Annotated in this window: 15 protein-coding genes; 9 read left to right on the forward strand and 6 right to left on the reverse strand. The window is 44.2% G+C overall.

The annotated features are described in order from the left end of the window. The first annotated feature begins 1 nt into the window (after position 1). The 5 genes from smc to JFQ59_RS01705 all read left to right on the forward strand — a co-directional run bounded on the left by smc (position 2) and on the right by JFQ59_RS01705 (position 5,941). Positions 2-3,478, forward strand: a complete 3,477-nt coding sequence (smc, locus tag JFQ59_RS01685) for a chromosome segregation protein SMC (protein WP_202318678.1) — start codon at positions 2-4, stop codon at positions 3,476-3,478. Then, positions 3,475-4,185 carry a segregation/condensation protein A gene (locus JFQ59_RS01690; RefSeq protein WP_230972202.1) on the forward strand — a complete coding sequence of 237 codons (711 nt, stop codon included), beginning with the start codon at positions 3,475-3,477 and terminating at the stop codon, positions 4,183-4,185. Before smc ends, JFQ59_RS01690 begins: the two co-directional genes overlap by 4 nt. Before the next feature lie 416 nt (positions 4,186-4,601). Continuing rightward, entirely contained in the window at positions 4,602-4,970 is a 369-nt protein-coding gene (locus JFQ59_RS01695) for a phospholipase C/P1 nuclease family protein (protein WP_202318679.1), read from the forward strand. Beyond that, a complete protein-coding gene (locus tag JFQ59_RS01700; protein WP_202318680.1) occupies positions 4,960-5,277 on the forward strand; it encodes a hypothetical protein in 318 nt (105 codons plus the stop codon). Before JFQ59_RS01695 ends, JFQ59_RS01700 begins: the two co-directional genes overlap by 11 nt. A 217-nt stretch (positions 5,278-5,494) precedes the next feature. Then, positions 5,495-5,941, forward strand: a complete 447-nt coding sequence (locus JFQ59_RS01705) for a hypothetical protein (RefSeq protein WP_202318681.1) — start codon at positions 5,495-5,497, stop codon at positions 5,939-5,941. A 92-nt stretch (positions 5,942-6,033) separates the two neighbouring features. Here JFQ59_RS01705 and scpB read toward each other — a convergent pair whose 3' ends face one another. Next, the gene (scpB, locus tag JFQ59_RS01710) at positions 6,034-6,543 is read right to left on the reverse strand and encodes an SMC-Scp complex subunit ScpB (RefSeq protein ID WP_202318682.1); all 510 of its coding nucleotides are present in this window, start codon (positions 6,541-6,543) and stop codon (positions 6,034-6,036) included. A 99-nt stretch (positions 6,544-6,642) separates the two neighbouring features. On the opposite strand from scpB, the gene JFQ59_RS01715 reads away from it, so the two are divergent. Beyond that, complete coding sequence (locus tag JFQ59_RS01715; RefSeq protein WP_202318683.1) at positions 6,643-7,212, forward strand: DUF2250 domain-containing protein; 570 nt, start codon at positions 6,643-6,645, stop codon at positions 7,210-7,212. Between the two features lie 144 nt (positions 7,213-7,356). On the opposite strand, the gene JFQ59_RS01720 is transcribed toward JFQ59_RS01715, so the two are convergent. From JFQ59_RS01720 to dph2, 5 genes are all read right to left on the reverse strand, one after another. Next, entirely contained in the window at positions 7,357-8,670 is a 1,314-nt protein-coding gene (locus JFQ59_RS01720; RefSeq protein WP_202318684.1) for a RuBisCO large subunit C-terminal-like domain-containing protein, read from the reverse strand. Between the two features lie 4 nt (positions 8,671-8,674). Next, on the reverse strand, positions 8,675-9,898 hold the full coding sequence (locus JFQ59_RS01725; protein WP_202318685.1) for a saccharopine dehydrogenase family protein: 1,224 nt from the start codon (positions 9,896-9,898) through the stop codon (positions 8,675-8,677). Between the two features lie 734 nt (positions 9,899-10,632). After that, positions 10,633-11,547 carry a thioredoxin-disulfide reductase gene (trxB, locus tag JFQ59_RS01730; RefSeq protein ID WP_202318686.1) on the reverse strand — a complete coding sequence of 305 codons (915 nt, stop codon included), beginning with the start codon at positions 11,545-11,547 and terminating at the stop codon, positions 10,633-10,635. Between the two features lie 60 nt (positions 11,548-11,607). Further along, positions 11,608-12,789: an LUD domain-containing protein gene (locus JFQ59_RS01735; protein ID WP_202318687.1), complete on the reverse strand. Its 1,182-nt coding sequence runs from the start codon at positions 12,787-12,789 to the stop codon at positions 11,608-11,610. 30 nt (positions 12,790-12,819) lie between these two features. Further along, positions 12,820-13,752: a diphthamide biosynthesis enzyme Dph2 gene (gene dph2, locus JFQ59_RS01740; RefSeq protein ID WP_202318688.1), complete on the reverse strand. Its 933-nt coding sequence runs from the start codon at positions 13,750-13,752 to the stop codon at positions 12,820-12,822. A gap of 50 nt (positions 13,753-13,802) precedes the next feature. On the opposite strand from dph2, the gene JFQ59_RS01745 reads away from it, so the two are divergent. The 3 genes from JFQ59_RS01745 to JFQ59_RS01755 are packed head-to-tail and all read left to right on the forward strand — an operon-like array spanning position 13,803 to position 17,102. Beyond that, a complete protein-coding gene (locus tag JFQ59_RS01745) occupies positions 13,803-14,585 on the forward strand; it encodes a serine protein kinase RIO (RefSeq protein ID WP_202318689.1) in 783 nt (260 codons plus the stop codon). A gap of 1 nt (position 14,586) precedes the next feature. Next, positions 14,587-15,123 (forward strand): KH domain-containing protein, encoded by a 537-nt coding sequence (locus JFQ59_RS01750; RefSeq protein ID WP_202318690.1) that lies wholly within the window; start codon positions 14,587-14,589, stop codon positions 15,121-15,123. Further along, entirely contained in the window at positions 15,120-17,102 is a 1,983-nt protein-coding gene (locus JFQ59_RS01755; RefSeq protein WP_230972203.1) for a DNA topoisomerase I, read from the forward strand. The genes JFQ59_RS01750 and JFQ59_RS01755 overlap by 4 nt, the downstream gene beginning before the upstream one ends. Positions 17,103-17,144 lie beyond the last annotated feature (42 nt).

Here is a 17,144-nt window from a genome sequence, read left to right on the forward strand (position 1 = left end):
AATGCACATCGAAAAAATAATCTTAAAAAATTTCAAATCGTTCGGAAAAAAAGCAGAAATTCCTTTTTACAGGGGATTTACAGTTATCACCGGTCCCAATGGCAGTGGAAAATCCAACGTTATTGATTCCATTCTATTCTGTCTCGGCCTGTCAACCTCCACAAAGCAGTTAAGGGCTGAAAGACTTACGGACCTTGTACACAATGGAAGAAAAGAAGCTGAAGTAACGATCCTGTTTGCAGAAAACGGAGCTAAGTACGAAATTTCAAGAAAGGTCAAAATTACGGAAAAAGGATACTACAGCTACTACTACCTCAACGGAAAGAGTGTGAGCCTTTCTGACATTCACACCTTCCTCTCTCAGTTTGGAATCTACAATGATGCTTACAACGTTGTGATGCAGGGAGATGTTACGAGAATTATCGAGATGTCGCCTTTCCAGAGAAGGAAAATTATTGACGATGTAGCCGGAATCTCGGAATTTGACGAAAAGAAAGAAAAAGCTTTTGATGAGCTTGAGAGAGTACGAGAAAGTATAGAAAAGCTCGATGCTGTGATTGCTGAAGTCAACGATCGGCTAAAATCTCTGGAAAGAGACAGGAACGAGGCCCTGCGATACAAGGAAGTGCTGAGCAGAAAAGAGCAGTATGAGAAATATTTGAGAGTACATGAATACCTTACAGTTCTATCGGGAAAGGAGAAAATTGAGAGAGAGTTAGAGAAGCTTGAGAAGCAGAAAGATTCTCTTACATCCAGAATACCCGAAATAAACGCATCCATATCTGAGGTAAATGAGAAAATAAGCGAGCTTGCTGGTAAAATTTCGGAACTCGGAGATGAAAGATCGGCCGAGATCCAATCAAGAATACTCGAGCTGAGTTCGGAGCTTGAAACAATAAAGAGGTCAGAGAGTTTTTATCTTGAGGAGAGTAAAAGGATTGACGATGATATTGTCAAAAATCTTGGGGAAATTTCCAAAGTTAGAGAGGAGATTGATTCTATTGACTCTGAACTTGAGGAGAATGCCATAAAGAGGATACATATCGGAGAGATTGTTGATAGCCTCAGCAATAAAATAAACAAGCTGAAAGAAAGGCTGGAGATCGTTGATAAGGAATACAAGGACCTCAGGGATCAGCTTGTTGAGAAAAAGGAAAGACTTGACGTTTTGAAGGAAAAGAGAAGCGACGTTTTGAGAGAAAGAGACAGGCTGATTGAGTTGTTAAGAAGGATTGATATTGAGATTGAAGACATAAAGAAGGAAACAGAAACTCTGGAACTTAGAACAGGAGAGCTTGAGAAGGAAAGAGATTCGAAGCATACAGAAGTTGGTAAGCTCATGAAAGAGCTTGAAATTGCAAAAAACAGGCTCAGTTCAGCAGATAAGGATCTTTTCAGTCTGAGATCAAGGATTTCTGACGTTGAAGAGGAACTTAAAAGGACAGAGGTGGAACTGGCCAAAGTTAGGGCCAAACTCTCTACTCTGAGAACATACTCAAAGCCTGTCGAGCTTTTGCTCGAAGCACGGAATAGACGAGAACTTCCGGGCATCTTTGGAACGGTTGCACAGCTCGGTGAGGTCGACGAGGAGTTTGTAAATGCGATCGAGGCTGCAGCCGGCAATGCTTTGCAGTTCATCGTTGTTGAGACGGAAGATGACGCTGTTACTGCAATAAAGTACCTCAAATCTGTTAGAGGTGGCAGAGCCACCTTCATTCCACTCAAAAAAATCAAGAAATTTGATTTGAGGTTTGACAGATCAATCCTAAAAGAGGAGGGAGTTATTGATTATGCCGTAAATCTCGTCAGATGTGAGAAGAAGTTCCAGCCCGTTTTCAGGTTTATACTCAGAGATACAGTTGTGGTCGACACGATCGAAACTGCACGAAGGCTGATGGACAGAGGCTACAGACTGGTAACCCTGGATGGAGACATCGTGGAGAAGTCAGGGCTGATGTCTGGTGGAAGCAGTGAGAGAAGGAGTGTTCTTGTTTCGAGAGAGTTGATGGAGAAGGAAAGAGAGCTTTCTGACAGAATTTACGAACTGCAGAAGGAAAAGGAGAAACTGTTCTCGGAGCTTAACAGAGCCGAGAGTTTGAGGAGGCAGTACAGAGAAGAAGTGGACAGGTTGAATGGGTTAATTGGCGAACTGAGGAGTGCCATGAACGTTTTGAATGAAAAAATAGATGATAGCAGGAAAAGGATTGAAGAGCTGAAAGCAAAGGTTGATGAGAGGCTGGAGGAAAAAGAAAGGAGTATCGGCCTGCTTAAAGAGTACAACGATTCTCTAAAGAATATTGAAGGGGAAATAAAGGTTCTAGAGACGGAAATTCAGGAAATTGAGAAAAAGTTGAAGGGAAGTGAGATACCGAAAATCGTTGAGGAGCTTGAGAACGTAAAGGAGGAGTATCAGAGAAACAGAGAGATCCTTCTGTCAATCGAAAAGAAGATAGAGAGTCTCGAGTTCAAGAGGAATCAGCTTGAGAGTTCCCTGAACGAAAAACAGGTTTACGTGGAGGAGCTTAAGGAGAGGCAGGTTGAGATTCAAAAGCTCGTTGAAGATGGCAGGAAAAGAGTTGCCGAGATAAACGCCGAGCTTGAGACGCTGAGAAAAGAGGAGAAAGAGCTGAGCAAGGAGCTGAAAGAATTGAGAAAAGAGAGAGATGAGCTACTTAAGAAGCTAAGGGAGCTTGAGGACGAGAAAAACAGGATTGGGTTCGAGCTGCAAAGACTTGAGGACAGGATAAAGCTTCAGAAGGAGAGGCTTGCAAGTCTGGAGGATGAGATGCTCGAAATAGGCGAGGTTGAGGTCCCTGACAACCTGCCACCGGCTGAGGAGGTAAGGAAGGTTCTTGACGAAATCGATAAGGAACTTTCAACGTTTGGCGATGTTAATTTAAAGGCTATCCAGGAGTTTGAGGAGGTAAAGGCCAGAAGAGACGAGCTGGTTGAGAAGAAGATCGTTCTCGAAAAGGAGAGGGAGGATATCCTAAACAGGATCGACAAATACGAGAAGATGAAAAGGGAGATATTTTTCGAGGTATTTACAGCCATAAACAGGAATTTTGCCGAAATAATACGGGAACTGGCGAACGGAGAGGGGGAGCTATATCTGGATAGTGACGATCCATTCAACAGCGGTCTTTACATTAAGGTTAAGCCGAACAACAAGCCGGTTCAAAAGCTTGAATCTATGAGCGGGGGAGAGAAGAGTTTGGTTGCCTTAGCATTAATTTTCGCAATTCAGATGTACAAGCCCGCTCCGTTTTACGCCTTCGATGAGGTGGACATGTTTCTTGACGGCGTCAATGTCGGTAGGGTGGCGAAAATGATAAAGAAGAGATCGAAGGAGGCACAGTTCATAGTGGTCTCGCTCAGAAAACCGATGCTCGAAAATGCGGATGCGATAGTCGGAATAACTCTCGGGAGGGATAACGTATCGTTAGTGACGGGGATAAAGCTGAAAACGTCGAATTGAACCGGGAGTTTGAGGATCCGATAGAGATTCTCATTGAAATGGCTAAAAGGGGGGAGATCGACCCTTGGAACATCAATGTAGTCGATGTTACCGACAGATTTTTGAAAAGGCTTGAAACAGCAAAAAAGCTGGATCTGAGAGTTTCGGGGAGAGTTCTGCTTTATGCAGCAATTCTTGTGAGGATGAAAGCCGAGGCTATAACACTTGAAGCTCTTGGAGGCGAGGAAGAGGAAGAGTTTGACGAGTTCTACTTCATCGATGAGCCGCTGGAGTTTCCGGAGTATGAATTTGAGTATGAGGGAGAATTTGAGGACACAATTCTTGAAGTTCTGGCATCCCAGAGGAGAAGAGTTAGGAAGATAACAACTCTGAGAGACCTGATCGACGAATTGAGAAGGGCTGAGGAAGTTGAGAAGAGGAGGAGAAGGAGGAGAAGAGCTCAAAAACAGGATGTAAACATCGATGTTGCCCTGAGAGTTCCGCATGAGGAGAGTTTGGAGGAGATGATCGCAAGGGTTGAGAGGGAAGTTTTTGATATACTGAGGAAGAGGAAAGCTGTCACCCTCTTCTCTCTCGTCAGGGGATGGGATGTTTCGATGCTTGTTGACTACTACGTTTCAATACTTCATCTGGCGTTTAGGAGGAAAGTTTTAATCAATCAAGAGGAGTTCTATGGGGATGTGGAGATTAGAGAGTGGGATGAGTGAGGTGAGTTTTTGCGGTCATCTCGATAATCCAAATCCCGCTGTTCATTCTGTTACAGTTGGTTGAGAGAGGTGGTGTTTGTGTTGACGGGAAATTTCAAGTAAATTCACTCGATTGCAATTTTTCTGGAGCTAAGATATTGCAATTCTCAAAACAAAGTTCAATTTTGGATATGAAAGACTTGAGAACATCTAAGCAAAAGTTTTTGATAACTAAATTTGGTTTGTATTTTTATTCAACAGAAAGAAAAATTTAAGTATCTTAATCTGTATTAGCTAATGTCATGGAGGTGTTGTAATGAAAAAGATGGCAGGAATAGTGTTTGCCGGTTATGGCTGGAGGGTCTGAAAACACTGTAAAACCGGAAAAAGTTCTAACACCAATCTTGGTGAGAACTATCTGGGAAAACTGGCTGCACATGGATGATGATGGTGGAGTAAAATATGCCCAGTCTACACATATGCTCATCGCAGAAGAGGTTGGAAAGTATATGGGCTTAAATGGAGAGAGTTTGTCGAGATTTAAACTTGGTTCTAAACTTCCAGATGAGGAGGATTCAGATTGGTGGCCACCCGGATGTCCTGACAGATTGTGCAATCATATATACGACCCAGTAGTTACATTTGGCAGAGCTCCAAGATCATGCAATGAAAAGGTAGAAAGTGCAATCAATTACGCTCGGAATGGCAATTATTTAGATGCATATCTGGATTTAGGAAAAGCTTCTCATTACATGACGGATGTCGGTAATCCCTACCACGCAAACCGGAAACCCCTTGGAAAATAAAGCAAGACATGATTTCTATGAACTTCTTGTACGCGATAAGTGGGTAGACTGGAGTCTAAGTAACATTGCCTACAATGCACCAAAAATAACTGTAACAGATCCAGAAGAGGCTGTTAAAACGTTAGCAACAATGTCTTACTGGCACAAAGACGATCTAGACTCAGCCATAGGGGTGTACTGGATATACAACGCTCCAGTGCCATACGTGAAGGATGAAGCAAAACTGAAGCAAACAGCCCAGTTCCTAGTCAAAAAGATGGCGGGATATACAAAGGGTCTAATTGAGTATTTTGAGAACAATACATGAGGGTTCCTGATGAGTGGAGATAGGGTGTTTTATTTATTTTTTTCTGTAATTGTTATAACGGCTCTGTTTTTACTTGTCGTCGTCCCATTCGTCGAACAATTTACCGATCTTGCGTCGTACATAAGGATAGATATAAAATCAGACGATCGTTTAGACAACTTTACGCTGGTCTTTCCCGTGTAATACATACCAAGGTAAACTTCTCGAAGTTCGGCATTTGGATTTATCTTCAGGATCTGTCAAGAAATACAACATATCGGTCGTCGAAACCAAGTACGGAAAAATGTGGAAGGTAGAGGTTAGGAGGATTGATAGAAGTGTCGGGGTTCTCTTCGATCATCCTTGGCCCTTGGATCTCTTCAATGTAGAACTGCAACCCACCTTAAACAGGTTGATTACAAAAGATGAGAGGGTAGGAAGATACTACGAAAAAACAGTTAATTTAACAATCCCTATATTTGTGGAGTACGAAGAAAACGCCACCAAAGTCAGGATGAGCGTCTATATGGAATCTGGTTTGGATAGTTTTCTCGGTTTAATACCGGTGGCACCGAAGCACGATGGAGAGGTGTATTCAGGGGGCAGATACGATGAATTCACAGTGGATTCCAAAGGATGGTTAAACGTAACGGGAATTTCGAAGATCTACATTGTCTACAAATAGCCAAAATAAACAGAATCCATGGTTTGTGGGGTTCTAAAAGCTTCAAATATGAGAAATCAGACCGTATACCCCTCATCATCGCATGTGCTCAGCTAAGGTTTCTCATCACCCTCAAAGTATTTTCTCAAAGCCTCTTTAATTTTTTCCGGATCACTTGACTCAAGGCCGAAGTAAATGGCAAATTCTTCTGTAGTCGTCAGAATTGTTGATCTGCCCTTTTTCTCAGCCTTAACAAGTCCCCTTTCCACAAGCTTTTTCACGTGATCATAGCATTTGTTGCCTCTGATTCTTGCCACCTTAGCGAGTGTGATGGGTTGTTTTACCGCAATCACCGCCAGAGTCCTCAAAGTCCCTCTGTCGAATTCTCTAACCGTGAACTTCTCAACGTAGTCAGCGTACTGTGGTTTTATACGCATCAGATAGCTGTCGCCGACCTTTATAACCTCAACTGAAGTGTCCCTACTTGAATACTCCTCAATCAGCATGTTTACAGCATTCAAAACCTCATCCTTATCTTTTCCGGTAATTTTGGAGAGTTCTGTTAGCTTTACGGGTTCTGACGATGAGAACAAGATGGCTTCAACGATCTTTTTGAGTTCCATGTATCACTATTGTTCTTTGTCTGTTTTATATTTTATCCGCCGGGTTTTATCTTGCCCGGATTCAGTAAAAGTAAACTTACTGCAGAGTAAAAATTTGATATGGATCCGGTATGTCTCTACATACTTGCTCACCTTCACAGAGCGAAAGTGGACTACGCAAAGTCCATATCCAAAATGGTGGCAGTACCTCAAAAAGAAATTGAGAAGAGGTTAAACGAATTGGAAAAAGCTGGCCTCGTCCAGAAGGTGACAGGTTCGGCAATAAAAAGGAGTGAGGCAAAGTTCAAGCTGAGTTACGAAGTTCACAAGCACCATACCTACTACACTCTCACGAGAGATGGCAGCCACATTCTCAGGGACCTTAAAAACAGTCTTGAAAAATACTTCTCTGAAATATCTGGATTTAGTTTTGCCTTCACTCTCCTGACAATTCTCTACAGATCCGGATGTGAGCATGCAGGAATGCTTGCGAAACTGGTATCTGCAGATAAAAACGACGTTAAAGAGGCAATCAGAAGATTAGAAGATGCGGGTTTGATTTCGGAGTGTAAGAGCAAGATAATCAAGAGAAAGAATAGAAAGACTAAGGCTAAAAAGGAGACGAGAACTCATCACACATATTACACAACATCTCGGTTGATGGATATGATTCTGAGACATCTCAGCTGATTTTTGCACTTTCTGCCCCCCTCTATAATCGACTTAGTCTTACAAACCTCAATCTGAGCATGCCTGTTTCATCACTTCAACTCCTCAGCATACCTATCGCATTCTCACCTGTCACCGGACCATTTCCAGATAAAATTTAAAAAATTAAAGCTGCAGAGCCTTAAGCAATTCTGGAATGTTGTTCTCCTCAGCATACTTTCTTAGATCGGCATATCCCTGCATTGCTGCATCTATTGCCGCTCTGAACGCTTTCGCTCCCGCAGCAGGCCCATCGGGATGTGCATGTATCCCTCCACCCGCAGCAACCACAACATCCTTCCCGAGAGTGTTGACGAGCTTCGGCACCATAATCGGGGCTATCCCTCCAGATGGCATCGGGAAGCAGGGTTTGATATGGTAGAAGGGATACCTATGCTGTTTTGCCACTTCTATGTACTTCTCCTCCATCATTGGAGCTTTACCGTAGGGAGCAGGGTAAACAACAATATCCGCACCTGCAAGTCTCGGGAGTTTTCCCAGAATGAGTGTACTTCTAACTCCTGAGATGGGGGAAACGTAAAATGCTCCGGCAACATCCATGTGGGCCATAATAGGCACCTTTATGCTCTCATCTTCAGCCAGAACTCTCAGCACCGGAAACCCTGTAGCGAGGTAATTGACAAGCAGACAGTTTGCCCCAAGCTCTATCGCCCTCTCCGCATTTTCCAGCACCTCCGGCAAGTCTGCAGTTACGTTTACAGCGTAAAGCGTCTTTTCACCTTTTTCTTCGTTGGCTTTATCTATTGCCTCCATGAATTTGGGTACCCTCTCCTCAATCGTGTTAAAATCAGGGTTTGATAGCAGTTCATCGTCTTTGATTATATCCACTCCACCTCTCGCAACTTCATATGCGAGCTTGGCCCCCAAATCGGGGGGAGAGTAAACGTCAGGCTTGATCATGTTATTCAACAGTGGCCTGTTTTTAACACCCAGTACACCCCTCACACCTTCAATACCGAATTTTGGCCCTCCAAAACCCTTCACAAATGCTTCAGGGAACCTAAGGTCAAGCAGTTTCAGCTTGGGAGCCATGGAGATGTTGCCGACAACAGTTGAGAAAAGCATTGAAAGCCTGCTACCCATATTCCTCCACGGGAACGCAATTTGGACGATATAGTTTCTCCAGTCAACTTCTTGGGGAACCATTATCTCGTAGTCCGGAAGTTCGTACACTCCGATTACCTTAGCAACGTGTTTCTTCCTGACTTCCGGTGTCTCACCCGGCACAGGTAGCCACGTTCCGGTACTTTGTTCCAGAGCCAGAACCTGTGTGATCTCAAAAGGATTCATACCTTTCGGAAATGACATGTAGTACGTTCCGATTATGTATTCCTCCGGGTCAATACCTTCAGGTAGAGCTTCGGGGTTGGATTCGGGATGTTCGAACTTTTGAAATCTCAACCTGACTCCAAGCTGCATGACATCACCCCAGTTGCGGAAACACCTCTCTGTAGTCAATTTCCCTTCTCCCAGCTTCGTCCTCTATTTCTGTTATTAGCGGGATCCTGTCCACACCGACCGTCTGTAGAATTCTCTGTGCAAGCTGCAGGGCATCCATCGGGTCAATGCACGCTTCTGGCGGCATTACACCCTCACCGTTAACTCTGCCCATCCCCATAAGCAACGCTCCGATTGCTGCCGGGATCCCCGTTCCCTCTCCCATACCCATTCCTTTCGAGGCAAGGGAGAAATAGTACCTGACAGTCTTCCCATTCTTCTTTCCCCTTGCTGCGACGGTGACGCAGCCTACGGGCTCTGTAAGTCCGGCTTTTTTCAGTAGTTCTCCCCTCTTATGCAGAATGAATGCGACTGCAAACTCGAGGGGATCAACTTCCACATCTCCTATCTTAAGGGAAGGGGATGAGGTCATGCCGATTCTGACGAGAGTTTTGATCAATTCAGCATACTCAGGTGGGAGGACAAGGCCGAGGTTTGTCACTCTCTTGACTTTGATATATCTGGGGAGTGTTATGGTCTCGGGATGCGGATAGGCATAGACCCAATATTTTCCTATCACCGGAAACTCAAACTCCTCTTCGAGAGCCCGGCCACTTTCTTCAAAAAGTTTGACAGTTCTGAATTCTCCATCTAGGAACACGGGAATATCCATTTCCATAGAGTGAATGCGATGTTTCACAACTGCAGCTCCTTCTGTCGGCTCTCCGCCATGAGCATGGTAGATGTCTATTGCCTCAACCTCATCCAGCAGTTGCTGGGCAGCATACTTGGCCAGTAGATTTGCAAGTCCGGGTGAACTGCCCATGCCGATTACAGCCTTAACACCAATCCTCTTCGCTTCCTCATCCATTTTCAGCTGTTCAACTGTGGCATCATAATCGTCGCAGATGTCAACATAGTTAACTCCCGCTTTTATTGCCGCTTTCAGCAATTTTGGCCCGTATTCGTAGAAGGGTCCGATACAGTTCAGAACAACGTCAAAGTCCCTTATCAGCTTCACCACACCATCAACATCCGAAGCATTGCACTGGAAAACGTGTTCGTCGCCCAGATTGCACATATTTGCAGCTCTTTTTGCAGCATCGATATTTGCATCCCCGAGGTATATGTCCGAAAAAATACCCGACTTTGCAAGAATCATTGCTGCGGTGGAACCAACTGTACCGCAGCCCAAAACAACACATCTCATAACATACCTGACTTAGAATGAGATATAAAGATTATGATTATTGTCCCTGAAATATAGGTTGAGGAATATGAGGAATTGCTAATCTTTACCATCTCTTCCAGTATCTCCGCTGAGTCCTTTTTCCGCTCTTACGTATAGCTCTGCTGATCCATTCACTCCAAATTTCCTGCTGCTTATTTCACTCAATTCGGCACATTCTCGACACCTACAGGAAATCGATTTCTCCTGCAGGTAAGTTTTACGACTCTGCAAACTACCCGTACAGGTAATGACTGGTACTCCTGTCTTCAGCCCGGAAGTGTTTTCCGTCCTTGGAACCTCATTTAATCACCTGATCTCAAAATAACAGCAAAACTCCAGAGATAACGCAGAAAGAGTGCCCGAAATTCATCCATTCTCACAAAAACGATCTGAAATGCAGTATCTGATATCTCCACAGGAAACAAAGGGGGTGGAGCATTCATTTCCGAAATTTCAGAAATGAATTATCCTTAAAGATTCCTCCACCCCGTTACCGATTTTTCATTGGTGGATGGTGCAAGCAATCCGAAAATGGAGAAAATCAGTGAAGGGAAAAATATTTCCACTTTTTGCGGTAATTTAGGTTGTATGGTGTCTTGTTTGGCGGTATTGCAGCTAGTCGAGTGATTTTGAAAGTTCCACAGGAAATGAAGGGGTGGGCTGGAAAGGATACAGATTGTCTCGAACCACAGGCTCTAATTCAGTGTGGAAAATTAAAAATCGAGACCTTCGGTCAGGTAACGATAGGCTGAGGATGCGGCCACAGCTCCATCTCCACACGCTGTAACAACCTGTTTTAGCGGATTGTCGCAGCAGTCACCGGCAGCAAAAACACCTTTAATGTTTGTTCTCTGCTCTTTGTCGACCCTGATGTAACCCATGTGATCTCTCTCAACTCCAAGCTCTGCAACCACGTCTGTGGCTGGCCTCATGCCAATTGCGATAAACAGCCCGTCTGCTTCAATTTCGTATTCTTCTTTTTCCTCTCTGCTGTAAACTAGGACCTTTTCCACCTTTCCCGGGCCGATTATTTTTCTTATCGTGGTACTTGTCAGCACCTTAATCTGTCTTTTTTCAAGTTCATCGATCAGTGCCTTCTCAGCTCTGAGGGATGGTGTTCTGGAGATTACAACAACTTCGCAGCCTATATCGTGCAGATATATCGCATCTTCAATTGCTTCTTTCCCGCTTCCGTACACTATTACCTTTTTTCCTCTGAAAAAGTTTCCGTCACATGTGGCGCAGTAACTCACACCCCTCCCTATGAATGCATTTTCACCTTCAATACCCGCCTCCCTGTGTTTTCCTCCTGTAGCCACAATAATCGACCTCGCCTCGTATTCGCCACTCTCTGTTATGACCGTAAACGTGTCTCCAGTTTTTTCCACCTTTTCCACCTTTTCCATCTTCCACTCTGCTCCGGCGTTTACAGCCTGTTCCTTCATTTTTTCCAGCAGTTCCATGCCGTTACCCTCAAAACCCGGATAGTTCTCAATCTTGGCTGCCAGAGATAGCTGTGAAACCGGATCGACCGTCTCGAAGAATACTGTTTTAAGCCCATATCTTGCCGAGTAAAGAGCTGCTGTTAGTCCTGCTGGCCCTCCACCAATTATCGCAACATCGTACATATCTCAATTCTGAGCGAACGTTAATAATCTTTTTCCGGGTTTGGAAAGAAGCGATCAAAATCATTTAAGTAAATACTTGAGAATCTCGAGCTTAATCCTCTCGTTGAGCCAGATAGCGTGAGAAATCAAAAAGTTGACGATCTCATTACCGTCTCTAAGAGAACTGATCATTTTGGGGATATCGATCTCCATAGGACAGTTCTTTTTGCATCTTCTACATGAAAGGCAGAGTTTTAGCACGTCTTTACGACCGTATAACGCATCAATCAGGGCAAATCTACCACCCGTAAACTTCTTTCCGTGAACCGAATGAGATGGGCAGTTGGCAACACAGTTTCCACAGCCTAGGCAGTAGAGAACCTCTCTGAATTCTGAATTTGCGATCCTGCTCCTCCCGTTATCGATCAAAATAAGGATAACTTCCTCTGGAGAGCCAGATTTTAGAAGTTTCTTCTCTATATCAGCAGTCTTTGCAGTTCCTGATACGATCTCCACGAATGAGGGCAGTATTTCTCCTGTTGCGTAGAAACTCTGGAGTTTGGCGGCCATAATGGCGTCCTCCACAGAGGGGTACACTTTTTCTATTCCTGCCAGAATTATCCATCGCTTGGGTCTGTGCATGACTTCGAAGATGTTCCCTTCGTTATGGAGAAGAACGGCTGCACCCTCTTTGGTGATGGCGTTTGCACCTGTGATTCCAACATTGGCAATTTTAACATGCCTTTGAATATCCTCTCTTAGAAGCTCAACGATTCTTCCTGCATCAGGAGGTATCGGGAATCCGAAATACTCTGAAAGTTTCTCCGAAATCAATTTGACTGAGAGATGAACTGCTGGACCGGTCGGATGTGAAGGATGCTCGTTCAGAATCTGTATAAGCCTGTCTCCAACATCGGTTTCTACAACGTCAAAACCCAGCTTTTCAAGTTCTTCTCTCAAACCTATCTCCTTGGAAAGGTTGGATTTTGATTTTACAATAACCTTTTCACCCTCCAGAAGTTCGGAAATGATACTTAAAGCCTCAACTCTATCCTCTGCTCTCTTGACAGTAAAACCCCTTCTCTTTAGGTTTTCCACGGTTTTTTCCAGTAATTCCTCATTTCCAACGCTTTTTTCCCGTACAACCCTAATTTTTTTCGCAATCTCTTTGATTTCAGGATACTTTTCAAGATTCCTCCTCTGTCTTTCTCTCAGAATTTTAAATGCTTTGTTCATTGCTATAAGTTTCTCGGCATCATCCACGTGGCATGTATGGTGCAGAGGAATTTAACATTATTCATATATCTCATCAAGTTCGATGCTGTCCCTCAGACCGATTAAAAATTCAAATTCCTGTGGAGTGATGATTGGCTTTTCAAACCTTCCAGCATCGTCATAAGCTATTCTCGGGCAGGCTGTGTTGACGTAAAATTCATAGGGAAGATTGTAAAGTTCCTCAGCAATCACATTGTTCATGTAGATGATATGAACTTTCAGTCCCTTTTCTCTGCCCAGAGATTTTAACCTCTTGGCCAGTTCAATCCTTTTCTGGCCCGGTTTAGAGGAGACTATTATTCCGGCTTTTTCCGCTCCAACGCATTTTGAAACGATGAAGTACCTTTTTTTCACAAAATCACGAGCAGACACTACTCTAAGTTCTCCGGTCAGTGGATTGAAGGCATAAACCTTCTTTCCAGAGTACATTGCCGCTCCAATGGCGTGGAAAAGCCCGTCACCTATAAATAAAACAGCATCCGCCTGACCGTTCTTAAGGACTGAGTAATTGCAACCAAGGACCTGGCCTCTGTACTTCACCCTACCCCGCCCCTCTCCGATCTCTACCTCGTAACCTTGCATTTCTAGCCATTCAGCTACCTTATCAAGCCTGTGAACGTATTGGGCAGTGGATATGAGCGCAACCTTTTTTTCAGGTATCTCAATATCGATTTTCGGATTGTAGTCGATAAAGTAGGGGACGTAAACAACCCTGTCGATGTGCAGTATCTGAGTGTGAGCAAAGTGGAGAAGGACATCAACCTCTTCAAGAAGCTTTAAATCAACATCACATGCGCCAAAACTCGTTTCGCCAGATATGATAACGTCAAAACCCTTATTTTCAAGAATGGAGGCAATCTCAAAGGCCTGTCTTTTCAGACCATCTGGAAGCTGTATGCCCACTCTTCTAACTCCCCTGAGGGTGTCGAATGGAATCCGGAATTTGACCATACTGGATGGGGGGACATTAGATTTATAAAATACTGTGTTGAGGTTGGGGTGTGAAGGACAGCGAGGTAAGGAGAATTGATGCCTATCTTGATAAGCTTAAGATAAAGGAAAGAGATGAGGAGGAGAGAAAGATATATGCTGAAGTACTGGATGGCAGGACGTTGAAAGTTCTGTACAAGCTCTCCAGCAGGGGATACATCACGGCCCTTGGGGGCGTGGTAAATACGGGAAAAGAGGCAAATGTGTTCTATGCTGATGGGGTTTTTAATGGAAAAGAGGTTGCAATGGCTGTAAAGATCTACAGGATTGAAACCAGTGAATTCGACAGGATGGATGAGTATCTTTTTGGTGATGAGAGGTTTGACATGCGCAGAATATCCCCTAAGGAGAAGGTTTACATATGGACCGAGAAGGAATTTAGGAATCTTGAAAGGGCCAGGCATGCTGGGGTGAGTGTGCCTGAACCGTACACATACATGAAAAACGTTCTGCTCATGGAGTTTGTGGGCGAGGACGAGCTGCCGGCACCAACCCTCTTCGAGCTTGGAAAGGAGTTGAGGGAGCTGGATGTTGAGTCAATTTTCGAAGATGTGCTGAAGAACTTTAAGAGACTTTACCTTGATGCCGAGCTCGTTCATGCAGATCTGAGCGAATACAACATCATGTATCTGGATAGGACTTACTTCATAGACATGGGACAGGCTGTGGTTATCAGGCACCCGATGGCTGAAAGCTGGCTCGTGAGAGACGTTAGAAATATTGTAAGGTTTTTCAACAAGTTCGGTGTAAAGGCTGATGCTGATGAAATTTTAAGGGAGATAAAGGGTGATTAGAATGAACGTTATCGAGATTGAGGTTCCAGAGGACAGAATTGGCGTGTTAATCGGGAAGGAAGGAGAGATAAGAAAACTCATTGAAGAAAGGACAGGATGCAAATTGAAGATAAGCGGTAGGTACGGGTCTGTTAAGATTGAATGTGGTGATGCCATAGGTTTCATGAAGGCCAGAGATGTCGTAACCGCCATTGCGCACGGCTTTTCACCTGATGTCGCTCTGAAACTTCTTGATGACGATTTTCTTGTGCTGGAGGTTATTGACCTGTCCAGTATGGTTTCCGATAACTCCATGAGGAGAATAAAGGGCAGAATTATAGGAAAGGAAGGAAAAATGAGAAAGCAAATTGAAGATATGCTAAATGTGAACGTTTCTGTGCGGGACAAATACGTTGCAATTATAGGGGAGGCGGAAAATGTCGGTGCTGCCAGAGAGGCGCTGATGATGCTTATTGACGGTGCACAGCACTCAACAGTTATAAAGTTCATGGAGAAAAAGAGGAGAGATTTGAAGTCGAGGAGCCTTGATTGGATATGAGCTGGCTGATTATAACGGAGAAGGACAATACGGCCAGGAGAATTGCGTCAATTCTTTTCAAAGATGTTAAAAAGCTGAAAAAAGGTAGAGTCACATACTACCACTCCCCATCAGGCGATGCCTACGTCGTGGGTCTGAAGGGCCATATTGTTGAGCTTGATTTCCCGAAAGAACTAAACAACTGGTCTAAAACTCCTTTAGAAAAGCTGCTTGATGTGAAATTTGTCAGGAAAATTAAAGAGAAGACGATATCTTCGATTCTGAAGGATCTTGCAAAAGATGCGAGTAGAGTAACGATCGCCACCGACTACGACCGGGAGGGTGAGCTCATAGGTGTTGAGGCTCTTGAGATGGTTAAAAAGGTAAATCCGAACGTTAAAGTTGATAGGGTGAAGTACAGTGCCGTAACCGAGCAGGAGATTAAAGCAGCCTTTTCAAAACCCGTAACCGTGGACTTCAACCTTGCAAATGCTGCTCTGGCTAGGCAGAAGATAGACCTGATATGGGGGGCAACCCTGACAAGGCTGGTTTCGGTCCATTCGGGAAGAATGGGAAAGGACTTTCTGAGTGTTGGAAGGGTGCAGACACCAACTTTGAGACTGATTGTTGATCGAGAGCTTGAAATTCAGGGCTTCAAGCCTGAAAAGTACTATGAAATATTTGCCGAGTTTGATGGTTTTGTTGCAAGGCATCCTGAGAGATACAGCAACAGAGAGGAGGCAGAAAAGGTATTTTCAGCTATCGGTGAAATGGCTGAGGTAAAATCCTTCAGCAGGAGGAAAGTTGAAGAGGCGAAACCCATACCCTTTAACACTACTGAGTTTCTCAGAGAAGCATCTAAGTTCATGTCTCCCCATAAGGCCATGTCCATTGCAGAAACACTGTATATGAACGGTTACATCAGCTATCCGAGGACAGACAATACTGTTTATCCGAAAACGCTTAATATTATCGGAATTGTCAAATCTCTCGCTGCAGTTTTTCCAGAGGCGGACGTGGTTCTCAGACAGGAGAAGATTATCCCGTCAAGGGGCAGAAGGGAGACGAAAGACCATCCGCCCATCTATCCTACGGGTGTGGCCTCAAAGAATGAGCTTTCAAAGGACGAATGGAGAATTTACGAGCTTGTTGTTAGGCGTTTTCTGGCAACACTCGCTCCAAAAGCCGTCTGGGATGTACGAAAAGCGGATCTGGAGAGCAACGGCGTCAGGTTCGTGGCAAACGGCAGAACCCTTCTCGAGAAGGGATGGAGAGAGATATACATATACTCTAAGGTCGAGGAAACGTCCCTTCCCTTGCTTAAAAAAGGTGAGATACTGAAAATACATAAAAAGAGGCTTGAAGAGAAGGAGACAAAACCTCCGCATCGATTTTCCGCATCGTCCCTTATAAAGGCAATGGAAAGGCTGAATCTCGGAACAAAGTCAACCAGGCATGAGATAATACAGAAGCTGATGAGCAGAGGGTACATACACGGAAACCCGTTCAGGCCGAGTGAAACTGCCTTATCGGTGATAAACGTCCTGAAAGAAACTGCGGAGACCATAACACTGCCCGATATGACCGCAAAGCTTGAAGAAGAGATGGACATGATTGCAGAAGGAAAGAAAAATGAACTGGAGGTCGTTCAGGACTCAAAGAACATGTTAAGGCAGATTCTCGATACCATCGATTACGGAAAGCTCAGTAGAGAGCTGAAGGAGGGAATAAAGAAAGATAAGGTTTTGGGAAAGTGTCCAGAATGCGAAGGAGAACTTGTTTTAAGAAAATCAAAGGCAAAAAAGAGATTTATCGGCTGCAGCAACTATCCTGATTGTACCTTCACACTTCCTCTCCCTCAAAACGGAACCCTCTACGTCACTTCAAAACTTTGCAGAGAGCACGGAATTAAAGAGGTCAAAATCAGAACGAAGAAGGGTTACTGGAATCTCGGCTGCCCTTACTGCAATTATCTCAGATGGAAGGAAAATTCTGGCTGACTGTTAATGTTAATCCTTCTATCTGCCATCAAAAAGCGACTG

Origin of the sequence: Archaeoglobus neptunius, assembly GCF_016757965.1 — an archaeon.
Taxonomy (GTDB): domain Archaea; phylum Halobacteriota; class Archaeoglobi; order Archaeoglobales; family Archaeoglobaceae; genus Archaeoglobus; species Archaeoglobus neptunius.

Coding starts and splice junctions, on each gene's coding strand:
- smc (WP_202318678.1), top strand. CDS start 2: ATGCACATCGAAAAAATAATCTTAAAAAATTTCAAATCGTTCGGAAAA.
- JFQ59_RS01695 (WP_202318679.1), top strand. CDS start 4,602: ATGGATGATGATGGTGGAGTAAAATATGCCCAGTCTACACATATGCTC.
- scpB (WP_202318682.1), bottom strand. CDS start 6,543: ATGGAACTCAAAAAGATCGTTGAAGCCATCTTGTTCTCATCGTCAGAA.
- JFQ59_RS01715 (WP_202318683.1), top strand. CDS start 6,643: ATGGATCCGGTATGTCTCTACATACTTGCTCACCTTCACAGAGCGAAA.
- JFQ59_RS01720 (WP_202318684.1), bottom strand. CDS start 8,670: ATGCAGCTTGGAGTCAGGTTGAGATTTCAAAAGTTCGAACATCCCGAA.
- JFQ59_RS01725 (WP_202318685.1), bottom strand. CDS start 9,898: ATGAGATGTGTTGTTTTGGGCTGCGGTACAGTTGGTTCCACCGCAGCA.
- trxB (WP_202318686.1), bottom strand. CDS start 11,547: ATGTACGATGTTGCGATAATTGGTGGAGGGCCAGCAGGACTAACAGCA.
- dph2 (WP_202318688.1), bottom strand. CDS start 13,752: ATGGTCAAATTCCGGATTCCATTCGACACCCTCAGGGGAGTTAGAAGA.
- JFQ59_RS01750 (WP_202318690.1), top strand. CDS start 14,587: ATGAACGTTATCGAGATTGAGGTTCCAGAGGACAGAATTGGCGTGTTA.
- JFQ59_RS01755 (WP_230972203.1), top strand. CDS start 15,120: ATGAGCTGGCTGATTATAACGGAGAAGGACAATACGGCCAGGAGAATT.